Source organism: Pseudorhodoferax soli (genome assembly GCF_003337555.1).
Taxonomy (GTDB): Bacteria; Pseudomonadota; Gammaproteobacteria; order Burkholderiales; family Burkholderiaceae_C; genus Pseudorhodoferax; species Pseudorhodoferax soli.
Map to the genome: position 1 here is coordinate 58951 of NZ_QPJK01000009.1, position 20287 is coordinate 79237.

20 protein-coding genes are annotated in these 20287 nt (G+C 69.9%); 8 read left to right on the plus strand and 12 right to left on the minus strand.

Annotation, left to right across the window (positions count from 1 at the left end; translation table 11 throughout):
• From DES41_RS27680 to DES41_RS27690, 3 genes are all read right to left on the minus strand, one after another.
• Positions 1-2133: a TonB-dependent siderophore receptor gene (locus DES41_RS27680; RefSeq protein WP_114470848.1), complete on the minus strand. Its 2133-nt coding sequence runs from the start codon at positions 2131-2133 to the stop codon at positions 1-3.
• A 101-nt stretch (positions 2134-2234) separates the two neighbouring features.
• Positions 2235-2564 (minus strand): hypothetical protein, encoded by a 330-nt coding sequence (locus tag DES41_RS27685; RefSeq protein WP_114470849.1) that lies wholly within the window; start codon positions 2562-2564, stop codon positions 2235-2237.
• A 69-nt stretch (positions 2565-2633) separates the two neighbouring features.
• The gene (locus DES41_RS27690; RefSeq protein WP_114470850.1) at positions 2634-4730 is read right to left on the minus strand and encodes a PQQ-dependent dehydrogenase, methanol/ethanol family; all 2097 of its coding nucleotides are present in this window, start codon (positions 4728-4730) and stop codon (positions 2634-2636) included.
• A 166-nt stretch (positions 4731-4896) separates the two neighbouring features.
• Here DES41_RS27690 and DES41_RS27695 point away from each other — a divergent pair, with 166 nt between their 5' ends.
• Both DES41_RS27695 and DES41_RS27700 read left to right on the plus strand, forming a co-directional pair.
• The gene (locus DES41_RS27695; RefSeq protein ID WP_245965892.1) at positions 4897-5709 is read left to right on the plus strand and encodes a thiamine pyrophosphate-dependent enzyme; all 813 of its coding nucleotides are present in this window, start codon (positions 4897-4899) and stop codon (positions 5707-5709) included.
• 14 nt (positions 5710-5723) lie between these two features.
• Positions 5724-6734 carry a Bug family tripartite tricarboxylate transporter substrate binding protein gene (locus DES41_RS27700; protein ID WP_114470851.1) on the plus strand — a complete coding sequence of 337 codons (1011 nt, stop codon included), beginning with the start codon at positions 5724-5726 and terminating at the stop codon, positions 6732-6734.
• 13 nt (positions 6735-6747) lie between these two features.
• Here the strand turns inward: DES41_RS27700 and DES41_RS27705 are convergent, their stop codons facing one another.
• A complete protein-coding gene (locus DES41_RS27705; protein WP_114470852.1) occupies positions 6748-7074 on the minus strand; it encodes a DUF1840 domain-containing protein in 327 nt (108 codons plus the stop codon).
• 5 nt (positions 7075-7079) lie between these two features.
• On the minus strand, positions 7080-8348 hold the full coding sequence (locus DES41_RS27710; RefSeq protein ID WP_114470853.1) for an SAM-dependent methyltransferase: 1269 nt from the start codon (positions 8346-8348) through the stop codon (positions 7080-7082).
• Between the two features lie 121 nt (positions 8349-8469).
• Here DES41_RS27710 and DES41_RS27715 point away from each other — a divergent pair, with 121 nt between their 5' ends.
• The 5 genes from DES41_RS27715 to DES41_RS27735 are packed head-to-tail and all read left to right on the plus strand — an operon-like array spanning position 8470 to position 14128.
• A complete protein-coding gene (locus tag DES41_RS27715; protein ID WP_114470854.1) occupies positions 8470-10782 on the plus strand; it encodes a bifunctional salicylyl-CoA 5-hydroxylase/oxidoreductase in 2313 nt (770 codons plus the stop codon).
• A 1-nt stretch (position 10783) separates the two neighbouring features.
• On the plus strand, positions 10784-11260 hold the full coding sequence (locus DES41_RS27720; RefSeq protein ID WP_114470855.1) for a MarR family winged helix-turn-helix transcriptional regulator: 477 nt from the start codon (positions 10784-10786) through the stop codon (positions 11258-11260).
• Entirely contained in the window at positions 11257-12111 is an 855-nt protein-coding gene (locus DES41_RS27725) for an enoyl-CoA hydratase family protein (protein ID WP_114470856.1), read from the plus strand. Before DES41_RS27720 ends, DES41_RS27725 begins: the two co-directional genes overlap by 4 nt.
• 2 nt (positions 12112-12113) lie before the next feature.
• Positions 12114-13739: an AMP-binding protein gene (locus DES41_RS27730; RefSeq protein ID WP_114470857.1), complete on the plus strand. Its 1626-nt coding sequence runs from the start codon at positions 12114-12116 to the stop codon at positions 13737-13739.
• Positions 13736-14128 (plus strand): RidA family protein, encoded by a 393-nt coding sequence (locus tag DES41_RS27735; protein ID WP_114470858.1) that lies wholly within the window; start codon positions 13736-13738, stop codon positions 14126-14128. Before DES41_RS27730 ends, DES41_RS27735 begins: the two co-directional genes overlap by 4 nt.
• A gap of 31 nt (positions 14129-14159) precedes the next feature.
• Here DES41_RS27735 and DES41_RS27740 read toward each other — a convergent pair whose 3' ends face one another.
• Positions 14160-15698 (minus strand): gamma-glutamyltransferase family protein, encoded by a 1539-nt coding sequence (locus DES41_RS27740; RefSeq protein ID WP_114470859.1) that lies wholly within the window; start codon positions 15696-15698, stop codon positions 14160-14162.
• 196 nt (positions 15699-15894) lie between these two features.
• Between DES41_RS27740 and DES41_RS27745 the strand changes: the two genes are divergently transcribed.
• Positions 15895-16893: an aminopeptidase gene (locus DES41_RS27745; RefSeq protein ID WP_114471137.1), complete on the plus strand. Its 999-nt coding sequence runs from the start codon at positions 15895-15897 to the stop codon at positions 16891-16893.
• Positions 16894-16897: 4 nt separating this feature from the next.
• On the opposite strand, the gene DES41_RS27750 is transcribed toward DES41_RS27745, so the two are convergent.
• From DES41_RS27750 to DES41_RS27775, 6 genes are all read right to left on the minus strand, one after another.
• Positions 16898-17155, minus strand: coding sequence for an acyl-CoA-binding protein (locus tag DES41_RS27750; RefSeq protein WP_114470860.1), 258 nt, complete (start codon positions 17153-17155; stop codon positions 16898-16900).
• A gap of 56 nt (positions 17156-17211) precedes the next feature.
• Complete coding sequence (locus DES41_RS27755) at positions 17212-17658, minus strand: hemerythrin domain-containing protein (protein WP_342769693.1); 447 nt, start codon at positions 17656-17658, stop codon at positions 17212-17214.
• 102 nt (positions 17659-17760) lie between these two features.
• Complete coding sequence (locus tag DES41_RS27760; RefSeq protein ID WP_114470861.1) at positions 17761-18534, minus strand: tetratricopeptide repeat protein; 774 nt, start codon at positions 18532-18534, stop codon at positions 17761-17763.
• Positions 18535-18570: 36 nt separating this feature from the next.
• On the minus strand, positions 18571-19248 hold the full coding sequence (locus DES41_RS27765) for a TetR/AcrR family transcriptional regulator (RefSeq protein WP_114470862.1): 678 nt from the start codon (positions 19246-19248) through the stop codon (positions 18571-18573).
• A gap of 48 nt (positions 19249-19296) precedes the next feature.
• Complete coding sequence (locus tag DES41_RS27770; protein ID WP_114470863.1) at positions 19297-19713, minus strand: hypothetical protein; 417 nt, start codon at positions 19711-19713, stop codon at positions 19297-19299.
• Positions 19714-19723: 10 nt separating this feature from the next.
• Complete coding sequence (locus DES41_RS27775) at positions 19724-20245, minus strand: phasin family protein (RefSeq protein WP_114470864.1); 522 nt, start codon at positions 20243-20245, stop codon at positions 19724-19726.
• Positions 20246-20287 lie beyond the last annotated feature (42 nt).

Sequence of the window (20287 nt, forward strand, 5' to 3'; positions counted from 1 at the left end):
TCAGAACTTGGCCTGCAGGCCGACGGTGATGGCGCGTTCCATCCCGGGCGTGACCCACAGGCGGTTGAACGAGCTGGTGTAGTAGGTGGCATCGAAGAGGTTGTCGACATCCAGCGTGAGGCGCACCGTGGGCGTGATGCGCCAGTAGCCGACCAGCTTGGCCGTGGTGTAGCTGGGCAGCGCGAAGACCGCCGTGCCGGCGTTGGCCTCGGCCTGCGTGCGGGCCTGGCCCAGGCGCTGGCCCATGTGCGTGACGCCGCCGCCGATGCCGTAGCGTTGGCCGTTGGGCAGGGCGTCCTCGTACATCGCCAGCAGGCTGCCGTTGACGCGCGGCACGTTGAGCAGCTGGCCGCCCACTTCGAGGCTGTTGTCGCGCGTGATCTCCACATCGTTGAACACCAGGCTGGCGTTGACGCGCCAATGGGTGTTGACCTGGCCCGCCAGGTCCAGCTCCAGGCCGCGCGAACGGACCTCGCCGGCAGCGACGGAGTAGCCGGCGTTGGCCGGGTCGGCGGTCAGCACGTTGCGCTTGCGGATCTCGAACAGCGCGGCCGTGGCGCCGATGCGCTGGTCCGCGCTCTGCCACTTGGTGCCGAGCTCCAGCGCGCGGCCGGTCTCCGCAGAGAAGGCGCCGCCCGTGGCATCGCTGCCCGTGTTGGGCCGGAACGAGCGACCCGCGTTGGCATAGACCGTCCATTGCGGCGAGGGCAGCCAGCTCAGCCCCAGGCGCGGCGAGGTCGCCGAAGGCTGCTGCGGTGTCGTGACACCTGTGCGGCGGTTCAGCAGCGACTGGTCGTAGCGGTCCACGCGCGCGCCGGCCAGCAAGCGCCAGGCCGGCGCCAGCGTGAGGGCGTCCTGCACATAGAAGGCAGTGTTGCGCTGGCGCTCGAAGGTGTCGGTGTTGGCGAGCGGCGTGGGCTGGGCCTGGCCATACACGGGCCGGTAGATGTCGATGGCATAGGGCTGGCTGGCGCTCGGGTTCGCGCGCAGCATGCGCGTGTCCATGTCGAAGCGGTAACGCTCCAGGCCGAACAGCAGTTCGTGCTGGACGCCGCCGGTCTCCAGCTTGCCCTGCAGTTCGGCTTGCGCCGCAAGGTCGTCCGAGTCGTAGTCGCGCAGGCGGCGCTGGCGCGTCAGCAGGCCGTCGGCTTGCAGCGCGCTGGCCTCGGTCGACGTGCCATGGATGCCCGTGGAGCGCTGCGACAGGCCGACCCGGCCGGTCCAGCCGCTGGCCCAGAGGTGCGAGAGGATGAGCTGGTGCGTGCGGTTGTCCACGCGCACGTCGCCATCGGCTGGCTCGCCCAGGAAGCGCGTGCGGGGGATGGCGCCGAGCCGGTTGCCCAGGGCCACCACGCCACGGTCCAGCGGTGTCTCGTGGCGCAGGATCTCGCCGGTGTAGTCGAGCACCGTGTCGTTCGTGAGCTTCCAGGTGAAGGCCGGTGCCAGCACCTGGCGCTGCGCGCCCACGTGGTCGCGCCAGCCGCCGCGGTCTTCCACGGCCACGTTGAGCCGGTAGGCGAACTTCTCGCCGATGGGGCCGGTGCTGTCGAGCGCGCCGCGCTTCAGGCCATGGCTGCCGCCATAGGCCTCCACCGCGTGCGCAGGCTTCCACAACGGGCGCTTGGACACCACGTTGAGCGTGCCGCCCGGCTCGCTGCTGCCGTACAGCGCGGCGGCCGGGCCCTTCAGGAACTCGATGCGCTCCACGCCGGCCAGGTCGCGCGGCGCGTTGAAGCCGCGGCCCGAAGCGAAGCCATTGAACAGCGTGGCCATGCCCACGTTCTGGTCACCCGGCAGGCCGCGGATGGCGATGTTGTCCCACAGGCCGCCGAAGTTGTTCTGGCGTGAGACGCCGCCCACGTAGTCGAGCACGTCGTCGAGCTTGGTGGCGCCCAGGTCGTCGATGGCCTGGCGCGTGACGATGCGCACCGACTGCGGCAGCTCGCGCAACGGCAGCTCGGTCTTGGCGCCGGCCGCTTCTTCTGCGTGGTACGCGCCGGAGGCGGTGCGGCCGACCACCTCGACGGTGGAAAGCTGGGCGTCCTGGGCGAGGGCGGGCAGCGCGGCGCACAGGGCGGCGCTGGAGAGGGCGAACGGCAGCGGCCGCCGCCGCGTGAACGGAGGATGGGTCATGGAAGAAGTGCAGCAAGGCGCCGCCCGGCCGGATGCCAGGCAGGCTGAGACGGTGGCCGGCCAAGGCCGGACGGATCGAGGCGCCGCGGTGGCGCCGGGCCTCAGGCCTGCGGTGGGTCGCGCGCGCGGAACGGCCAGCGTTCCGCGCCCGGCGGGATGGTCGCGGCGGGCTGCGTGGCGCGCCGGTGCGCCATCGGTGCGCAGTGCCATGGCGGCGCCGCATCCAGCGCATGCGCCAGGCCCGCGTAGCTGATGCACCAGGCGCAGGCGGCGTGTGCTTCGGGCGGCTCGTCCTGCGCTTCGGCCAGGCGCTCGCCGGAACTGGCCTCGCGCAGGTGCTCCAGCGCATGCAGCGGCACGCCGATGGCCGTGTTGAACAACACGGCCACCAGCAGCAGGCGCAGCAGCAGGAGGCGGATCGGGTGGGCCAAGAGAACGGGCCGCAGAAGTGCGGCCCGTGATTCTACTGAGAATGCAATCTCAGTTACGCGAAGGCAGCGTTACTTCGGTCGCACGGCATCCACCGTGCCCTGGATGAAGGCCTTGATCGCATCCACATCGGTCATGGACAGCTTGCCCGTGAAGTCCGGCATGCCGCGCGCCATGGCTGGGCCCTTGAACACGAACTTGTCCAGGTTCTCGATGAAGGCCGCATCCATGTAGCCCAGGTTGGGGATGTTGCCGCCGCGGTCCACGCCCGGCACGCCATGGCACAGCACGCAGTTGCTGACATACAGGCCGGTGCCGGCCTCGACCTTGGCGGTGTCGTACTTCACGCCCTGCAGCAGCTTGCCGGCGCGGTACTCCACGAAGGCCGGCATCTTGGCCGTGCCACCCACCGCGAAGGTATAGAGCGTGCCCGGACCCTGGCGTTCGGTGGCGCGCGTGGCCTGGCCGTACACGCCGCCCCAGCCGACCGCGATCGACACGTACTGCTTGCCGTCCACGAGGTAGGTGGCCGGCGCGGCCACCACGCCGGTGCCGGTGGGCGTTTCCCAGAGCTTGGCGCCGGTCTTGGCGTCGTAGGCCACCATGCGGCCGTCGGCCGTGCCCTGGAACACCAGGTTGCCGGCCGTGGTCAGCGTGCCGCCGTTCCAGGGCGATGCATGTTCCACGCCCCAGGCTTCCTTCTGCGCCACCGGGTCCCAGGCCACCAGCCGGCCCATGGGCTTGCTGGTGGGCGGCGCGGCGTTCATGAACATCGCGGTGTTCCAGCCCTGGTTGGAGTGCGGGCGCAGCGGCACGTCCTTGTTGAACTGCCAGTCCTTGTCGTCCATGAGGTTCACCGGCACGTGCTGGGCCGGCAGGTAGACCAGGCCGGTGGCCGGGTTGAACGACATCGGGTGCCAGTTGTGCGCGCCGTACGGGCCGGGGATGCTGTCGCCCGGCTTGTCGTTCTGGCGCGCGGCGGCGATCTCGATCGGCCGGCCCTTGGCGTCGTAGCCCGTGGCCCAGTTCACGTCGACGAAGTTCTTGGCCGAGATGAACTGGCCGTTGCTGCGGTCGATGACGAAGAAGAAGCCGTTCTTGGGCGCGTGCAGGATCACCTTGCGCGGCTTGCCGTCCACCGTCAGGTCGGCCAGGATCATCGGCTGCGTGGCGGTGTAGTCCCAGTTGTCGCCGGGCGTCTCCTGGTAGTGCCACTTGTAGGCGCCGGTGTCGGGGTCGAGCGCGACGATGGACGAGAGGTACAGGTTGTCGCCGCCCTTGGGGCTGCGCTTGCTGTGCGCCCACGGCGAGCCGTTGCCGGTGCCGATGTACATCAGGTTGAGCGCGGGGTCGAAGGCCATGGTGTCCCAGACCGTGCCGCCGCCGCCGGCTTCCCAGTACTTGCCGGCCGGATCCCAGGTCTTGGCGGCGCGCTCCATGGCGGCGTCCTCGAAGGGCTTGGCCGGGTCGCCCGGCACCGTGAACCAGCGCCATTTCTGGTCGCCGGTTTCGGCGTCGTAGGCCGTGACGTAGCCGCGCACGCCGTATTCGGCGCCACCGTTGCCGATGATGACCTTGCCCTTGAACACGCGCGGCGCGCCGGTGATGGTGTAGCTGCGCGCATGGTCGATCAGCGTGTCCTTTTGCCACAGCACGCGGCCGCTGGCGGCGTCCAGCGCGATCAGCCGGCCGTCGTAGGCGCCCACGTAGACCTTGCCCTGCCACAGCGCCACGCCGCGGTTGACCACATCGCAGCAGCCGCGAAAGCCCTTGGACTTGTCGACCTGCGGGTCGTAGCTCCAGATGCGCTGGCCGGTGCGCGCGTCGATGGCGTGCACCACGCTCCACGAGGCCGTCACATACATCACGCCATCGACCACCAGCGGCGTGGCCTCCACCCCGCGCGTGCTCTCCAGGTTGTAGGACCACACCAGGCCGAGCTGCTTCACATTGCCGGCGTTGATCTGGTCGAGCTTGCTGTGGCGGGTCTCGGCGTAGTCCAGGCCGTAGCTCGGCCAGTCGGCTGTCTTGGCCGCGTTGGACTGGATGAATGCGCCATCGACCTTCTTCACGGCGCTGGCAGCGCGCTCGGCCGGTGTCTGCGCCTGCGCGGAAACCGACGACGCCAGCGCGACCAGGGCCAGCGCGGCAAGAGAACGTACGAGCATCGGGATGTCTCCGTTTTTGTTGTGGTGGCGCCGAGCATCCGCGCGCTTTCCAGTCGGATGCTCCGTATTTTCCCTAGGGCCTGTCGCCGGGAAATCACTGGCGCAGTGCAGCATGGCGCTCGCCTAGCATGGCGGTCACGCGCGATCGGACCGCGCTGGAGACAAGATGCCTGCTTCGCCTTCCCTTTCCACGCTCGAAGAGCTGCTGCGCGGCATGCTGCGCATCCGCGCCTTCGAGGATGTCGCCGAGACGAGCCGCCCGGACGCTGCCGCGGCGCCGCCCATCGCGGGCCAGGAGGCCGTGCCGGTGGGCGTGTGCGCCCACCTGCGGCCCGGCGATCACCTGACCGCCACGCACCGCGGCCATGGCCAGACGCTGGCCGGCCTGCTGGGCCAGGCAGCGGGCGCGCACGGCGCCATGCACACCGCGGTGGGCGCTGCGCACGGTGCCAAGCTGCAGGGCAAGGACGGTGTCACGGTCTGCTTTTTCGGCGATGCCGCACTGCACCCCGGGCCGTTCCTGGAGTCCCTGAACTGGGCCAGGGTCTATGCGCTGCCCGTGCTGTTCGTCTGCGAGGACGGCCCCTGGAGCCTGGATGCGGCGAGCGAGGGCGCCTCCGTGCGCGCCGTGGCCATGGGCGTGCCGGCCGAGCAGGTCGACGCCAGCGATGTGCTGGCCGTCCATGCGCTGGCCGGGCGGCTCGTGGCGCAGTTGCGCGGCGGCGCCGGCCCCTGCCTGCTGCATGCGCGCAACTACCGCGGCGCGGCCTGCGCGCCCGCCGGCCGCGAGACCGATGCCATCGCCCGGGCCTGTGCGCGCTACCTGGCCTTGGGCGGCAGCGCCCAGGCGCTGCAGCGGATCGAGCGCCAGGCGCTGCAGCAGGCCCGGCGCGCGCTGGCCGATGCGCTGCCCGCACCGCAGGCCGCGCTGCACCGAGTTGCCGAACTGGCCGCCGCCGTGCGGCCCCTGTGGAACTGAACGAGGAACTTCCCATGCGCTCTCTTCTGTCGATCCGCCGCCTGGTGCTGGGCGCTGCCGCCCTGGCCGCCTGCGCCCACGCGCTGCCCGTGCTGGCCCAGTCGGGCTGGCCCAGCAAGCCCATCCGCATGGTGGTGCCGTTCGCGCCCGGCGGCACCACCGACATCCTCGCCCGCGCGGTGGCGGTGGAGCTGACCAAGTCGCTGGGCCAGCCCGTGGTGGTGGACAACAAGGCCGGTGCCGGCGGCAACATCGGCGCCGACATCGTGGCCAAGGCGGCCCCGGACGGCTACACCATCCTGATGGGCACGGTGGGCACGCACGCCATCAACAAGTGGCTATACGACAAGATGCCCTACGACCCGGTCAAGGACTTCGCGCCGATCAGCCTGGTGGCCGGCGTGCCGAATGTGATGGTGGTCAACGCCGAGAAGGCGCGCGCCTTGAAGATCCACAACGTCAAGGACTTCATCGCCTACGCCAAGGCCAACCCCGGCAAGCTGAACATGGCTTCCAGCGGCAACGGCACCTCCATCCACATGGCTGGCGAGCTGTTCAAGACCATGACGGGTGCGTACATGGTGCACTTCCCGTACAGGGGCTCGGGCCCCGCGCTCATGGACATGGTCGCCGGCAGCATGGACGTGATGTTCGACAACCTGCCCTCGGCCATGCAGCAGATCAAGGCCGGCAAGCTGACCGCGCTGGCCGTGACCAGCGCCCAGCGCTCGGCCGCTCTGCCCGACGTGCCCACTGTGGAGCAGGCCGGCGGCCCCGAGCTCAAGGGCTTCGAGGCCAGTTCCTGGTTCGGCCTGCTGGCGCCCGCCGGCACGCCGCCCGAGATCGTGGCCCGCATCCAGCAGGACGTGGCCAAGGCCATCAAGACCCAGGAGGTCAACGAGCGGCTGCTGGCCCAGGGCGCGATCCCGAGCGGCAACACGCCGCAGCAGTTTGCGGCGCTGATCGGTGCGGAGCTGAAGAAGTGGCAGCCCGTGGTCAAGGCCTCGGGCGCGAAGGTGGACTGAAAGGTCGGCGGGGCTACACGCCCCAGACCACTTCCTTGCCCGCGGCCTGGGCGCGCCGCAGCATCTCGATGAAGGGCACGGCGCGCTGGCGCAGCGACACCACCTCGGGCTTGCTCCTGGGCTGTTCGCCCTTGGCATGCGCCTCGTCCTCGGCGGCCTTCTGGGCCGCTTCTTCCTCGGCGATGGCCTTCTCCAGCGCGGCGACCGCGCCCGTCATCTGGTCGGGCAGGATGATGCCGCTGGGTCCTGGCTCCTTGCCGATCAACTGCAGCACGCGGCGCCCGTTGGGCTCCAGCATGATGAGGTCGCCGGTGGCTTTGGACTTGAACTTGAACAGCATGGGGGTCAGCGGTACATGTAACCGCGGTTGAACGGATAGGCCGATTGTGCGCCCGTCATCGGGCCGCTGCGGGTGCTGCCGCCGGGCCTGGTGGCCAGCATCTGGTGCAGCGAAATCCAGTCGTGTTCGAAGCTCATAGCGCTGCCGGCCAGGTACAGCCGGTAGGCGCGCAGGACGCGCTCGGCGCTGTCCGATTCCCTGGCGGTGGCCGCCAGTACCTGCCGGGCTTCGTCCAGCCGGGCCTCCAGCGCATCGGACCAGGCCCACAGCGTGCGCGCGTAGTGCGGGCGCAGGTTCTCGGTGTCCACCATCTCCAGGCCGGCGCCGGCCATCTCGCGCAGAACGTGCGAGACATGCAGCAATTCGCCGCCCGGGAAGATGTACTTCTCGATGAAATCGCCCATGCCCGCGCCGAGCTGGTCGTGGTGCACCGACGAGCCCGTGATGCCGTGGTTGAGCACCAGGCCGCCCGGCTTGAGCATTTCGTGGATGCGGGCGAAGTAGGTCGGCATGTTGGCCCGGCCCACGTGCTCGAACATGCCGACCGAGGCGATCTTGTCGAATGGCTCGGCTGCCAGGTCGCGGTAGTCGCACAGCAGCATGCGCACGCGGCCTGACAGGCCACGCCGCTCGATCTCGCGGCTCACATGCGCATGCTGGTTGCGCGAGAGCGTGATGCCGGTGGCGTCCACGCCGTAGTGCTCGGCCGCCCACAGCAGCAGGCCGCCCCAGCCCGCACCCACGTCCAGGAAGCGCTCGCCGTTGCGCAGCATGAGCTTCTTGCAGATGTGGTCGAGCTTGGCCTCCTGGGCCTGGGCGAGGCTCATGTCGGCCTCGCGGAAGTAGGCGCAGGAGTACACGCGCTTGTCGTCCAGCCACAGCGCGTAGAAGTCGTCGGAGACGTCGTAGTGGAACTGGATCTGCTCGGCGTCCTTGGCATGCGAATGCGCCGCCAGCGATCTGGCGCGGCGCAGCACGTTGCCCCACCAGCCCGAGGACGACTGCTCGCCCGGATGCCCTGGCAGCAGCCGCGCGGCCACCTCCATGAGGTCGCGCATGCGGCCCTGCAATTGCACGCGGCTCTCGACGAAGTCCTCGGCCAGCCGGCCGATCTGCCCTGCGGCCATGGTGGCCAGGCTGGACCAGTCCTGGAACGACAGCGTGACCTTGGCGCCGCTGGCGCCCACGCGTTCACCGGCCGGCAGCTGCAGCGCGACGGGAACCGGCAGTCCCTGCAGCTGGGCCTCGATCTTGGGGATGAGGGGGTTGCGCATGCAACAAATTCTTGCCAATAGCAAAGGCCCTGGTCAAGGCATGGGTCTGTAGGACGGCACCGCATACCGGCATCGTCAAACCCCATTGACATGCAATAGTTCATATCTAAACTATTTCGACATGAACATCCTGTGCCTCGGCGGAGGGCCCGCCGGCCTGTACTTCGCCCTGCTGATGCAGCGCCAGAACCCGGCGCACCGCGTCACGCTGCTGGAGCGCAACCGCGCCGGCGACACCTTCGGATGGGGCGTGGTGCTGTCCGACCAGACCCTGGAGAACCTGCAGGCGGCGGATCCGGCCTCGGCTGCGCGCATCGGCGAGCAGTTCCACCACTGGGACGACATCGAGGTGTTCTTCAAGGGCCGTAGCCTGCGTTCTGGCGGCCACGGCTTTTGCGGCATCGGCCGCAAGCGGCTGCTCGACATCCTGCAGGCCCGCTGCGCCGAAGTGGGCGTGCGGATGGTGTTCGAAGCCGAGGTACACGACGACGAGGCGGTGGCGCGGCAATACGCGGCAGACCTCGTCATCGCCTGCGACGGCTTGAACAGCCGCGTGCGCCAGCGCCATGCCGAGACCTTCCGGCCCGACGTGGACGTGCGCGCCTGCCGCTTCGTCTGGCTGGGCACGCGCAAGCGCTTCGACGCGTTCACCTTCGCCTTCGAGCAGACCGAACACGGCTGGTTCCAGGCCCATGCGTACCAGTTCGATGGCGACACCTCGACCTTCATCGTCGAGACGCCCGAGGCCGTCTGGCAGGCCCATGGCCTGGACCGCATGGCACAGGAGGATGCGATCGCGTTCTGCGAGCGGCTGTTCGCGCGCTACCTGGACGGCGAGAGGCTCATCAGCAATGCGGCGCACCTGCGTGGCTCGGCGATCTGGATCCGCTTTCCGCGCGTGGTTTGCGCGCAGTGGGTGCACCGGCTGGCGCTCGATGGACGCAGCGTGCCGGTGGTGCTGATGGGCGATGCCGCGCACACGGCGCATTTCTCGATCGGCAGCGGTACCAAGCTGGCGCTCGAGGACGCGATCGACCTGGCCGGCGCCATCGCCACCGAGCCCACGCTGGACCAGGCGCTGGCCGCCTTCGAGGCGCGCCGCAGCGTGGAGGTGCTGAAGATCCAGAACGCCGCACGCAACTCCACCGAGTGGTTCGAGAACGTGGCGCGTTACAGCGGCCTGCCGATGGAGCAGTTCATGTACTCGCTGCTCACGCGGTCACAGCGCATCGGCCACGAGAACCTGCGCCTGCGCGACGCGCGCTGGCTCGGCGACCATGAGCGCTGGCTGGCCGGCGGCACCGCGGCGCGGCTGCCCATGCTGCTGCCCCTCCAGGTGCGCGGGCTCACGCTGAAGAACCGCATTCTGGTCTCGCCGATGGCCACCTACAGCGCTGTCGACGGCGTGCCGCAAGACTTCCACCTCGTGCACCTGGGCGCGCGTGCGCTGGGCGGCGCAGCCATGGTGTGCGTGGAGATGACCAGCCCCACGCCCGAGGGCCGCATCACGCCGGGCTGCACGGGCCTGTGGAACATGGCGCAGCAAGAGGCGTTTGCGCGCATCGTCGACTTCGTCCACGCGAGCAGCAGCGCCGCCATCGGCCTGCAGCTGGGCCACAGCGGCCCCAAGGGCTCCACCCAGCGCGGCTGGGAGGAGGCGGACGCGCCGCTGCCCGAGGGCAATTGGCCCCTGCTGGCCGCCAGCGCCGTGGCCTATGGGCCGGACAACCAGGTGCCGCAGGCCATGACGCGCGCCGACATGGATGCGCTGCGCGACGCCTTCGTGGCTGCCACCGAGCGCGCCGCTGCGGCCGGCTTCGACTGGCTGGAATTGCACTGTGCGCACGGCTACCTGCTGTCGAGCTTCATCACGCCGCTGACCAACCTGCGCAGCGACGCCTACGGCGGCCCGCTGGAGAACCGGCTGCGCTACCCGCTCGAAGTGTTCGCCGCCATGCGCGCCGCCTGGCCTGCGGAGCGGCCCATGAGCGTGCGCATCTCCGCGCACGACTGGGCGCCCGGTGGCCACACCGCCGACGATGCCGTGGCGATCGCGCGCGCATTCCAGGCGGCCGGCTGCGACGTGATCGACGTGTCCTCGGGGCAGACCACGCGTGCGGCCCGGCCGGTCTACGGCCGCATGTACCAGACCCCGTTCTCCGACCGCATCCGCCAGGAGGTGGGCATCCGCACCATCGCGGTCGGCGCCATCACCGAGGGCGACCAGGCCAACAGCATGATCGCCGCGGGCCGCGCCGACCTGTGTGCCGTGGCGCGTCCGCACCTGGCCGACCCGGCCTGGACGCTGCACGAAGCCGCGCGCCTGCAGGCAGCGCAGCAGACCGACTGGCCGCTGCCCTACCTGGCCGGGCGCGACCAACTGCTGCGCGAGCTGGCGCGCCAGCGTGCCAGCGCACCTGAAACCACGCATTGACATGGACCTCGAAGCCCGCGCCCACAGTGAACACCCCGAGGAGCTGCGCCTATGGCTGCGCATGCTGACCTGCTCCCAGCAAGTCGAACGCCAGGTCCGCGCACGCCTGCGCACCCAGTTCGGCACCACCTTGCCGCGCTTCGACCTGATGGCCCAGCTCGAGCGCGTGCCCGCGGGACTCAAGATGCGCGAGCTGTCGGCACGCCTCATGGTGACGGGCGGCAATGTCACCGGCATCACCGACCAGCTGGTGGCCGAAGGCCTGGTGGAGCGTGTGGACGTGGAGGGCGACCGGCGTGCCTACCGCGTCCGCCTGACCACGCGCGGGCGCGCCCAGTTCCGCGCCATGGCGCAGCAGCACGAGCAGTGGATCGTCGAGGCCTTCGCCGGGCTTGCGGCACGCGACATCGCCACGCTGCACCGGCTGCTGGGCAAGGTGAAGCAGCACACGCAGCACAACTTCCTGGAGACACCATGACCTACCCGATCGGCGCGGACAACCCCATGCGCGCCCAGTTTTCCGCGCGCGCCGGCTACCAGGGCCTGCATGTCGGCTGGCAGCTGCAAGCCGGCGTGGGCACCATCACCCTGCGCCGGCCCGAGCGCAAGAACCCGCTGAGCTTCGACTCCTATGCCGAGCTGCGCGACCTGTTCCATGGCCTGCGCTTCGCCACCGACGTCAAGGTCGTCGTGCTGGCCGGCGCCGGCGGCAACTTCTGCTCGGGCGGCGACGTGCACGAGATCATCGGTCCGCTGACCCGCATGGCCATGCCGGAACTGCTGGCCTTCACGCGCATGACGGGCGAGCTGGTCAAGTGCATGCGCGCCTGCCCGCAGCCCATCGTGGGGGCGATCGACGGCGTCTGCGCCGGCGCGGGCGCGATGCTGGCCCTGGCCTGCGACCTGCGCTACGGCACCGAGGCGGCCCGCACGGCCTTCCTGTTCACGCGCGTGGGGCTGGCCGGTGCCGACATGGGGGCCTGTGCACTGCTGCCGCGCGTGATCGGCCAGGGCCGCGCTTCCGAGCTGCTGTACACGGGCCGTGCCATGACGGCCGCAGAAGGCCTGGCCTGGGGGTTCTTCAACGCCCTGCATGCGCCGGATGCGCTGCTGTCCGAGGCCCAGGCCATGGCGCGCGAGCTGGCCGCCGGCCCCAGCTTCGCCCACGGCATGACCAAGACCATGCTGGCACAGGAATGGTCCATGGGCATCGACCAGGCCATCGAGGCCGAAGCCCAGGCCCAGGCCATCTGCATGCAGACGGAGGACTTTCGCCGCGCCTACGAAGCCTTCGCGGCCAAGCGCAAGCCGGTCTTCCAGGGGGACTGAGCATGTTCCGCGGCACCAGCGCGCAGACCGACCGCTTCGTGCACGATCGCCTGCCGCCACCGGCGCAATGCGCGCAGCTGCGCTACGACCTGCCCGAGTTGCAACTGCCCGACCAGCTCAACCTGGTCGAGGAGCTGTTGGACAAGGCGGCCGGCCGGCCCTGGGCTGAGCGCCCGCTGCTGCGCTCGGCCGCGCGCACGCTGAGCTACAGCGGTGCGCGGGCCGAGGTCGACCGCATGGCCCGGGTGCTGACGGAGGACCTGGGCCTGGTGCCCGGCAACCGGGTGCTGCTGCGCGGCGGCAACTCGGTCACGCTGGCGCTGGCCTGGCTGGCCGTGGTCAAGGCCGGCCTGATCGCGGTGGCCACCATGCCCTTGCTGCGCGCGCGCGAGCTCGGCCAGATCATCGCCAAGGCACAACCCGCGGCAGCGCTGTGCGAGGCACGGCTGCTGGACGAACTGCGCCAGGCGCCCGGTGCGCAGGCGCTGCCGGCCGGATCGCTGGCCTTCCATGCACCCGACGACGGCGGTAGCCTGGAGGCGCGCGCCGCACGCAAGCCAGGCGGCTTCAGCGCGTGCCCGACCGCGGCAGACGACATCGCGCTGATCGCCTTCACCTCGGGCACCACGGGGCAACCCAAGGCGCCCGTCATCAGCCACCGCGAGGTGCTGGCCATGTGCAACTGCTGGCCACGCCATGTGCTGCGCGCGCGCAGCGATGACACCGTGGTCGGCTCGCCGCCGCTGGCCTTCACCTTCGGCCTGGGTGGCTTGCTGCTGTTCCCGATGTGGGCGGGTGCCTCTGTCTACTTCCCCGAGGCGCCCTACACGCCCGAGAGCCTGGTGCGCCAGGCCCGCGAGGTCGGCGCGACCATCTGCTACACCGCGCCGACCTTCTACCGCCAGATGGCGCCGCATGCCAGGGCGCTGGGCGGGCTGGCGCAGCTGCGCATCTGCGTCAGCGCCGGTGAGGCGCTGCCGGACGCAACACGCCAGCTCTGGAAGGAGACCACAGGCATCGAGATGCTCGACGGCATCGGCGGCACCGAGCTGTTCCACATCTACATCTCCTCGCCGCCCGAGCGCACGCGGCGCGGCGCCGTGGGCCAGGTGGTGCCGGGCTTCACGGCCCGGATCGTCGACGATGAAGGTCGCGAGCTGCCGCGCGGCAGCGTCGGCCGCCTGGCGCTGGTCGGCCCGGTCGGCTGCCGCTACCTTGATGATGCGCGCCAGACGCAGTACGTGCAGCGGGGCTGGAACTATCCCGGCGATGCTTTTGTCCAGGACGCCGATGGCTACTTCTTCTACCAGGCCCGCACCGACGACATGATCGTCACGGCGGGCTACAACGTCGGCGGCCCCGAGGTCGAGGACGTGCTGCTGCAGCATCCCGCCGTGGCCGAATGCGCGGTGGTCGGCAAGCCCGATGCCGAGCGCGGCATGCTGGTCAAGGCCTTCTGTGTGCTGCGCCCTGGCCACAGCGGCGACGCCGCGCTGGCGCGCGCGCTGCAAGAGCATGTGAAGGCCCGGCTGGCGCCCTACAAGTACCCGCGCGAGGTGGCCTTCCTGCCGGCGTTGCCGCGCACCGAGACCGGCAAGCTGCAGCGCTACAAATTGAGAGAGCCATGAAGTTCCTGCAACCCCCCGATTGGGCCCCTGCGAAGGGCTATGCGAACGGCGTGGCCGCACGCGGCACGCTGGTGTGCGTGGGCGGCCAGATCGGCTGGAACGCCGCGCAGCAGTTCGAGAGCGACGATTTCATCGACCAGACGGCCCAGGCCCTGGCCAATGTGGTGGCCGTGCTGCGCGAAGCCGGGGCCGGCCCCGCGCACATCGTGCGCATGACCTGGTATGTGACCGACCGCGCGGAGTATCTGCGCCGCCAGCGTGAACTGGGAGAGGCCTACCGCGCGCATATCGGCCGGCATTTTCCGGCCATGAGCTGCGTGGAGGTGAGCGCCTTGATGGAAGCGCGGGCCAAGGTGGAGATCGAGGCGACGGCGGTGCTGCCCGACTGACAAAAATGCAGGGCGGCCGCGGCCAGGCGCCCTACCAGGCCACGGCGTGCGCCTGCCGGCGCAGATCGGCCACGGCTTCCAGGCCGCCGTGCGGGTGGGCGCGCACCGCCTTGACGGAGCCGAAGTGCAGCTGCTGGCCCGCGTCCTCCTGCACGGTGAGCCCGTGCGCGCGCAAGGTCGGCGCCACGGCGGCGTCCATGCCGGCCTCCAGCAGCACCTCGCCCGCATCGTTGAAGCTCCAGCGCGGCCGGCCCGCGAGTTCACCCAGCGTGGCCTCGCTCTCCAGCGCGCCACTGGCCAGTTGCAGGCCTCCCGTGGTCTGGCCGATGCCGCCGGGCGAGATGGCAGCCAGTTCGGCCCGGTTGCCGTGCACCACGATCCAGGGCGACAGCGTGTGCGCCGGACGGGCATTGGGCTGCACGCTGTTGGGCAAGCCGGGCTCGGCCCGGAACTCGGCCATGCGGTTGTTCAGCAGCACGCCCGTGCCGGGGTCGACGGCGCCGCTGCCCAGTGGCTGGAACACGCTTTGCAGCAGGGCGACGGCGTTGCCGTCCACATCCATGGCAACGAAGCCGGTGGCATCGGCGGGTGTCAGCCGCGTCGCGCTGGTGTCGATCGGGCCACTGCCGATGTGGCGCTCGCCGAGTTCGAAGTCGCCCGGCATCAGGCGGCGGCGCGCCGGATCGCCCAGCCGGGCACGGTAGCGCTGCAGCACTGCCACGGCGCGCAGCACATCGTGCGCCGGATCGTTCTGCGCCGCGCCGGCGGCGGCGCGCAGGTTGAGTTGGCGCAACATCAACACGCCGGCCGAGTTGGGCGGCGCCACATGCACCTGGCGGCCGGCGTAGTGCGTGCTCCAGCTTTCCCACCAGTCGGCCTGGGCCTGGGACAGGTCGTCCTGGCCCAGCCAGCCGCCGTGCTCGGCGCAGAAGGCAGCCAGGCTGCGCGCGACCCAGCCTGTGTAGAAACCGGCCTCACCCTGGCGCGCGATGGCCTGCAGCACCTCGGCCAGCTGTGGCTGGCGCATGGGCTGGCCCGCTGCGAGCGGCTGGCCGTTGCGGTGGAACGCGTCGGTGAATCCCGGTTGCTCCGCCAGCTTGGGATCGGCCTGCATCAGATTGCGCGCCAGCTCCTCGGACGTGCCGATGCCGGCCGATGCCGCTGCGATCGCGGGCGCCAGCAGCTGCGCCCAGGGCAGCCGGCCGAAACGTTCGTGCGCGCGGGCCCACAAGCGCGCCAGCGTGGGCGTGACCGCGGCCCGCACACCGTACCGCGGCAGGCCGGCGCTGGCCAGTTCCGCCACCGGCGTGGCGGCGGGGGCCCGGCCGGTGCCGTTCAGCACCTGCACCTGGTGCGAGGCCGCGTCGTAGACCAGCAGCACGCCACAGCCGCCCAGCGATCCGGCGTGCGGCAAGGTGACTGTCAACATTGCCGACGTGGCCACCATGGCGTCCACCAACGAGCCACCTTGCTCGATCACCCGTTGGCCGGTCAGGGTGGCGAGGTGGTGGCCGCTGGCAAGCGCGGTGAGGCGACCGTATTGGCTCTTGGGGCGGGGTGGCTTTGGCATGTCAGCTGTTCGACGCTGGCGGGGCGTCTTGGTTCACGGCCGTTGCACAGAACACGAAGGGCGTGCCGAACCGCCAGCAACCTGCGTGCCAGGGTGCGGATGGTCTGCCCGTAAACTGCCCGATGTGTGGAATCGTGCATTGTTCAAGCGCGTCGGCGCGGCGCTGACGCTGGTGGTCCTGGCGGGGTGCGCCGACATGTCCTACTACCTGCAGTCGGCACGCGGGCACCTGGCGCTGATGCATGCCGCCCGGCCGATCCAGGATTGGCTGGACGACCCCGCCACGCCGGCCGAGTTGCGCCAGCGCTTGGAACTGGCGCAGCGCATGCGCCGGTTTGCGGTGGAGCGTCTGCATCTTCCCGACAACGCGAGTTACCACCGTTACGCTGACCTGCACCGGCAAGCAGCCGTGTGGAATGCCGTGGCGGCGCCGCCGTACTCGCTGACGCTGAAGACCTGGTGCTTTCCGTTCACAGGCTGCATCGGCTACCGCGGCTACTTCGACGAGGCCGAGGCGCGGGCGCTGGCCGAGCAGCTGCATGCCGAGGGCATGGAAACCAATGTCTACGGCGTGCCGGCCTATTCCACGCTGGGCTGGATGAACTGGCTGGGGGGCGACCCGCTGCTCAACACCTTCATCCGCTCCAACGAAGGCGAACTGGCCCGCCTGTTGTTCCACGAGCTCGCGCACCAGGTTGTCTACGTGCAGGACGACACCACCTTCAACGAGTCCTACGCCACGGCGGTCGAGCGGTTGGGCGGCGCCGAATGGCTGGCAAGCCAGGCCGGCGAGGGCGCGCGCGAGGCCTACCTGCGCTTTGACGGGCGCCGCCGCGAATTGCGTGCACTGATGCTCAAGACGCGCCAGGCACTCGCTGCTGTGTACGCCGATGGGGCCGACCCGGAACCCATGGAGCAACGCAAGGCCCGCGTGATGGCGCAATTCCACGAAGCCTATGCACGGCTCAAGCGCGAGCACTGGGCGGGCTTTGCCGGCTACGACGCCTACATCGCGCGGGCCAACAATGCGGTGTTCGGTGTACAGGCCGCCTACGACGGGTTGGTGCCGGCCTTCGAAGCCTTGTTCGCACGCGAAGGCGGCGACTGGGCGCGCTTTCATGCCGCCGTGGCGGCGCTGGCGGCGCGGCCCAAGGCCGAGCGCGATGCCGCGTTGGCCGCGCTCGTGGCGCGCTGAGGCTTTACTCGTCGAGCGTGGCGATGGCGTCGATGTACTGCTGCATCGCGTCTTCGGCGGACATGCCTTGCAACTTGTTCCAGGCGTCCCACTTGGCGCGGCCGACCATGTCAGAGAAGCCGGGCTTGGGGACCTTGTTGTCTCCGGTGCTGGCTTGCTTGTACAAGCCGTAAAGACGGAGCAGCGTGGCGTTGTCGGGGCGCTGGCTACGCTGCTGTGATGCGACAACGGCGGCCTGGAAGGCGGTCTGCAGTTCGGACATGGCGGGCTCCTCTTGTTGGACGTCAGCGGGCACACGGCACTACGGCCCCGACGGCATCAAGCCTGTACGCGCTGTGTGGTGAATTCTGCCTCGTACTCCTTGGCCAGCGCCGTCTTCTGCGCCGCGCTGAGCACCTTGCCGGCCAGCTGGAAGAACTTCTGCTCTTCCTCGTCCAGGTGGTGGTGCAGCTTGTGGTGCAGCGCACGCGCCTTGACGAGCCAGGTGGGCGACGACATCTCCAAATCCATCAGCTCCTCGACCATCTCGTCCATCTCGTGGTGCTCCGCGATGCCGTGGCGGGAGGTGTCGACGGCGGCATCGTGCTCCATCAGCGGGACGTAGAAGCAGCGTTCCTCCGCAGTCTCGTGCGCGGCCAGTTCGCGGCGCAGGTCACGGAACAGCCGCTGGCGCTCAGGGCTGTCGCCGCTGGTGGCGACCAATTGGTCGGCCAGCGCGCGCTGCAGCGTGTGGCTGATACGCAGGGCTTCGAAGATATTCATCATGGCAAGGGGCTCCGGGTGGGTGCCCTGCATGCTCGCCGCCCATGGCAGGCAGCGCCAGAGCTCCGGGCCGGGTTGCGCTGTAGGACGGGCGCGCGTGCGCCGTCAATCGGCCAGTGCGGCCTGGGCCAGGTCGACGTCCAGCCGCTCTGTCGCGTCCTGCGGTTCGGCGGCCGCCGCGCGTTCGTAGAGCCGGTTGGCCTCGTCCATGCGGCTGTCGCCTTCCAGCATCAGCAGCGCGTGCGCGTACTCCACCATGCCGATGACCGATCCGGGGTGCAGTTCCAGGCCCTGGCGGAACATGCGCAGGCCCACGTCCTTCTTGGCGCCGTAGGTCATGGAGCCGATCAGTGCGCCGACCTTGTCGATCACCTCGGCATGGAAGATGCCCAGGGCGAGGTGGGCATCGGCATGCTGCGGCGACAGCGCGATGACCTTCTCCAGCGTTTCCTTGACCTTGTTGCCCAGGCCCTGGGCCAGGGCCTTGGCGATGCTGATGCCCTGGCTGTAGCGGCCCAGCGCATAGGCGTGCCAGTACCAGGCGTTCGGATCGGCGGGCGTGGCCTGGGCCTGTTGTTCGGCCCGTGTGGCGACCAGGCGGAACAGGTCCAGCCGCTTCTTCTCGCTGGGCTCCAGGTAATTGGCGTAGATGGCGGTGGCCTTGTTGGCCACGGTGATGCCGCTGCCGCCGGCCGCCAGGCCCGCCGCGCAGGCCTGCGCGAAGTCGCCGTTGTGGAACAGCACCCAGGCCTGCAGCACGGCCGGGTCGGCGGGCGGCGGTTCGGCATCGCCGGCGTGCAACCTGGCCCAACGTTGGAGCACGCCGGCTGCATCGAGATGGAATGCGCCCGCATGCGGGAATGCGCTCCAGTCGCCCATCGTGGTCTCCTCTTTGTGGCGGGTGTCGCGCCAAGTCTAGGTGGTTTGCGTGACAGGCGCTTCGCGGGCGTAGGCCGCGACCAGCGCGAGCAAGTGTTCACGTTGCGCCATCACCAGGTAGGGCGCCAGCAGCATCAGGACATGGTGGGCGCCGCGTAGCAGCACGGCCTGGGCCGCGGCCGGTTCCAGCGCGTCGCGCGGTGCGCGGGCGTATTCGAAGCTGAGCCACCAGCTCAGCACCACCACCATGCTGGTGGCCGTGGGCTCGGCCGTGCGCGGGTCGATCTGCAGCGCGCCGCTGGCCGAGAGGCTCGCCAGCATGTCGCGCAACGCACGCGTCTTGCCCTGCAGCACCTGCTGGACCTGCTGTTCGAGCCGGCGGTGGTTGCTGAGCAGGTCGTTGAGGTCGCGGTAAAGGAAGCGGTATTCCCAGATGCGCTCGAACAGGCTGTGCAGGAAGAACCAGGCGTCTTCGACGTCGCGGACCTCGGCACCTGCATCCAGCAACTCGTGCATGTGCAGGGTGTAGCGGTCGAAGAGGGCGCCCAGCAGCTCGTCCTTGGCGGGATAGTGGTAGTAGAGATTGCCGGGGCTGATGCCCAATTCGGCGGCGATCAGCGTGGTCGACACATTGGGCGCGCCGAAGCGGTTGAACAGCGCCAGCGTCACTTCCAGAATGCGTTCGGCCGTCCTGCGCGGGGCTTTCTTCGGCATCGTTCCTCCCTGGGGAGGCAGCATGCCGCAGTCGTGGGCCGCCGCCCGCTAGGTGTTTCCCGGTGGCGGGGCAGTGCTGTCGACCATTGCCGGCACGACGCGGCGGATGCGCTCCTCCTCGAAGTAGCCGCCATGCTCGGCATAGCGCAGGAACACCGTGGCGCACGCCCGGCAGCGCCAGACGCCGCAGCGGTTGTAAGGGAACCAGGCCGGTGCGATGGGCGCCTCGGCTGACCAGTAGCGCGTGCCCTGGGGGTGGTATTCCTCCAGCGTCGACTCGAGTGGGTTGCCGGCCTGCAGGTCGTACAGCGTGCCCAGCGGCTCCAGCCGCGGGCGGTCGAGCGAGACGGGCACGGTTTCCCAGCCAGTGGCGGGCATCGTGGCGCAGGAAGCGCAGGGCGCGGCATGGGCCTGTGCGGCGAGATCCCGCAGCGCCTGGGCATCCCAGATCTTTTCTCCGGACATGGCCGGCGCGTCAATCGCCGCGCGGAGCCGCGCGCTTGCGGGCAGCCCGCTTGGTGGGCACGGATGGCGGCGGTGTGGCCGCTGCATGGCGGGGGCGGGTGGCGGTCTTGCGACTTGCTGCCGGGCGTTGGGCTGCGCGTTCGAGCGCGTCGACCCGCGCCGCCAATTGCTCCAGTTCCTCCAGCCGCGGCACACCCAGCTTGCGCAGGGCCTTGGCCACCCTCTCCTCGAAGATGCCTTCCAGCTTGTCCCATTGGCCAGCGGCCCGCGCGCCGATGTCGTTGGCCATGCTGCCGAAGCGTGCCCCGGCTTCGTGCAGGCCTTCCCGGGCGCTTGCCTGGGTCTTGCTCTGCATGTCCGAGCCCTCCTTGACCAGGCCTTCGAAGACCTTGCTGCCTTCGGCCTGGGCCTTGGCGAAGGCGCCCAGGCCTGCCAGCCAGATCTGCTGCGCCGAGGCGCGGACCGAATCGGCGAACTGGGCGGCCGAGGCGTCGTCGCCGAACGGATTGAAGGGGTTGGGCTTTTTGGCCATGGTGGGATCCTCGAACGGGTGGATGCCTCCAACTGTAAGCGG

Coding starts and splice junctions, on each gene's coding strand:
- DES41_RS27775 (WP_114470864.1), bottom strand. CDS start 20,245: ATGGCCAAAAAGCCCAACCCCTTCAATCCGTTCGGCGACGACGCCTCG.
- DES41_RS27710 (WP_114470853.1), bottom strand. CDS start 8,348: ATGCGCAACCCCCTCATCCCCAAGATCGAGGCCCAGCTGCAGGGACTG.
- DES41_RS27745 (WP_114471137.1), top strand. CDS start 15,895: ATGTCCTACTACCTGCAGTCGGCACGCGGGCACCTGGCGCTGATGCAT.
- DES41_RS27680 (WP_114470848.1), bottom strand. CDS start 2,133: ATGACCCATCCTCCGTTCACGCGGCGGCGGCCGCTGCCGTTCGCCCTC.
- DES41_RS27695 (WP_245965892.1), top strand. CDS start 4,897: ATGCCTGCTTCGCCTTCCCTTTCCACGCTCGAAGAGCTGCTGCGCGGC.
- DES41_RS27750 (WP_114470860.1), bottom strand. CDS start 17,155: ATGTCCGAACTGCAGACCGCCTTCCAGGCCGCCGTTGTCGCATCACAG.
- DES41_RS27755 (WP_342769693.1), bottom strand. CDS start 17,658: ATGATGAATATCTTCGAAGCCCTGCGTATCAGCCACACGCTGCAGCGC.
- DES41_RS27700 (WP_114470851.1), top strand. CDS start 5,724: ATGCGCTCTCTTCTGTCGATCCGCCGCCTGGTGCTGGGCGCTGCCGCC.
- DES41_RS27740 (WP_114470859.1), bottom strand. CDS start 15,698: ATGCCAAAGCCACCCCGCCCCAAGAGCCAATACGGTCGCCTCACCGCG.
- DES41_RS27705 (WP_114470852.1), bottom strand. CDS start 7,074: ATGCTGTTCAAGTTCAAGTCCAAAGCCACCGGCGACCTCATCATGCTG.
- DES41_RS27730 (WP_114470857.1), top strand. CDS start 12,114: ATGTTCCGCGGCACCAGCGCGCAGACCGACCGCTTCGTGCACGATCGC.
- DES41_RS27720 (WP_114470855.1), top strand. CDS start 10,784: ATGGACCTCGAAGCCCGCGCCCACAGTGAACACCCCGAGGAGCTGCGC.
- DES41_RS27760 (WP_114470861.1), bottom strand. CDS start 18,534: ATGGGCGACTGGAGCGCATTCCCGCATGCGGGCGCATTCCATCTCGAT.
- DES41_RS27715 (WP_114470854.1), top strand. CDS start 8,470: ATGAACATCCTGTGCCTCGGCGGAGGGCCCGCCGGCCTGTACTTCGCC.
- DES41_RS27690 (WP_114470850.1), bottom strand. CDS start 4,730: ATGCTCGTACGTTCTCTTGCCGCGCTGGCCCTGGTCGCGCTGGCGTCG.
- DES41_RS27770 (WP_114470863.1), bottom strand. CDS start 19,713: ATGTCCGGAGAAAAGATCTGGGATGCCCAGGCGCTGCGGGATCTCGCC.
- DES41_RS27765 (WP_114470862.1), bottom strand. CDS start 19,248: ATGCCGAAGAAAGCCCCGCGCAGGACGGCCGAACGCATTCTGGAAGTG.
- DES41_RS27725 (WP_114470856.1), top strand. CDS start 11,257: ATGACCTACCCGATCGGCGCGGACAACCCCATGCGCGCCCAGTTTTCC.
- DES41_RS27735 (WP_114470858.1), top strand. CDS start 13,736: ATGAAGTTCCTGCAACCCCCCGATTGGGCCCCTGCGAAGGGCTATGCG.